The 1,328-nt window shown below is 61.5% G+C and carries 1 protein-coding gene and 2 tRNA genes; all 3 read left to right on the top strand.

Translation table 11 applies throughout. From position 1 onward, the window contains the following. A partial coding sequence (locus AC1D15_RS32565) for a S16 family serine protease (protein ID WP_477829317.1) occupies positions 1 to 709 on the top strand: 709 nt, incomplete at its 5' end. A gap of 139 nt (positions 710 to 848) precedes the next feature. Next, positions 849 to 924: transfer RNA gene (locus tag AC1D15_RS32560), tRNA-Gly, on the top strand. 89 nt (positions 925 to 1,013) lie between these two features. Beyond that, positions 1,014 to 1,087, top strand: a tRNA-Cys gene (locus AC1D15_RS32555). The last annotated feature ends 241 nt before the right edge of the window (positions 1,088 to 1,328 follow it).

The following is a 1,328-nucleotide window of genomic DNA, read 5'->3' as shown; positions in this document are numbered from 1 at the left end:
GAACGACTTCCTGGGCGTGCGCCGCTTCAACTACGGCCAGGCCGAGAAGCGCAACCAGGTGGGGCAGGTGGTGGGCCTCGCGTGGACGGAAGTCGGCGGCGACCTGCTGACGATCGAGTCGGCCGTGATGCCGGGCAAGGGCAACATCATCCGTACCGGCTCGCTGGGCGACGTGATGAAGGAGTCGGTCGAGGCTGCACGTTCGGTGGTGCGCAGCCGCGCACGCCGCCTGGGCATCAAGGACGAGATGTTCGAGAAGCGCGACATCCACATCCACGTGCCCGATGGCGCGACGCCCAAGGACGGCCCGAGCGCGGGTGCTGCGATGACGACGGCTTTCGTGTCGGCGTTGACCAACATCCCGGTGCGTGCCGATGTGGCGATGACGGGCGAGATCACGCTGCGTGGCGAGGTCACGGCGATCGGCGGCCTGAAGGAGAAGCTGCTCGCGGCACACCGCGGCGGCATCAAGACGGTGCTGATCCCGGAAGAGAATGCGAAGGACCTGCAGGACATTCCGGAGAACGTGAAGAACCACCTCGAGATCGTGCCGGTGAAGTGGATCGACCAGGTGCTGGAGATCGCACTCGAGTCGGTGCCGCAACCGCTGGCCGATGAAGAGGTACCGAAGGTCGACGGCAAGACCGAGGCTGGCGCTGCGGCGACGGCACCGGCCACTGCGCCTGCGACCGACGCGCTGAAGCACTGAAGAAAGTTGGAAAAAAATCGGCCGCTCTTGCGAAGCGGCCGATTTTGAACATATACTGTGAGTCTTGATTGATACAGCGAAGCAAGTGCAGCAATGCAGTGCGAAGCGAGTTGATCAAGGGATCGAAAGATCCGGCAAAGCGGGAGTAGCTCAGTTGGTAGAGCGCAACCTTGCCAAGGTTGAGGTCGCGAGTTCGAGCCTCGTCTCCCGCTCCAAATTCAAAGGGAAGCTTTCGGGCTTCCCTTTTTGCCTAGATGACGCAAGAGCGTGACGCAAGAGCGTCAGGGCAAGACAAGTTAAGCGGGGCGCGGTAGCAAAGCGGTTATGCACCGGATTGCAAATCCGTGTAGGTCGGTTCGACTCCGGCCCGCGCCTCCAAAGAACAGAGTGAAATCAAGTAGTTAGAACGCCTCGCACTGCGAGGCGTTTTGCTTTGTGGTTGCTCAACGGGCCAAACTCGGCTCAGACCGCGCAAAAATCAGCTGCCAACCACACCTACACGGCAGAAAACTTTGTGTAGGCGAGTTCGTTACCGCAGCCTGAGCGCGCGGGGCCTAGCTTGCGGTGTACAGCCGCGCCGCCAAGTCTTCAGCGCGGAACGAGGCATACCGTGCTGCCA

The organism is Rhizobacter sp. P2_H2, from assembly GCF_056403375.1.
Note: the sequence above shows the minus strand (reverse complement) of the source record. Positions and strands in the feature narration are given on the sequence as shown.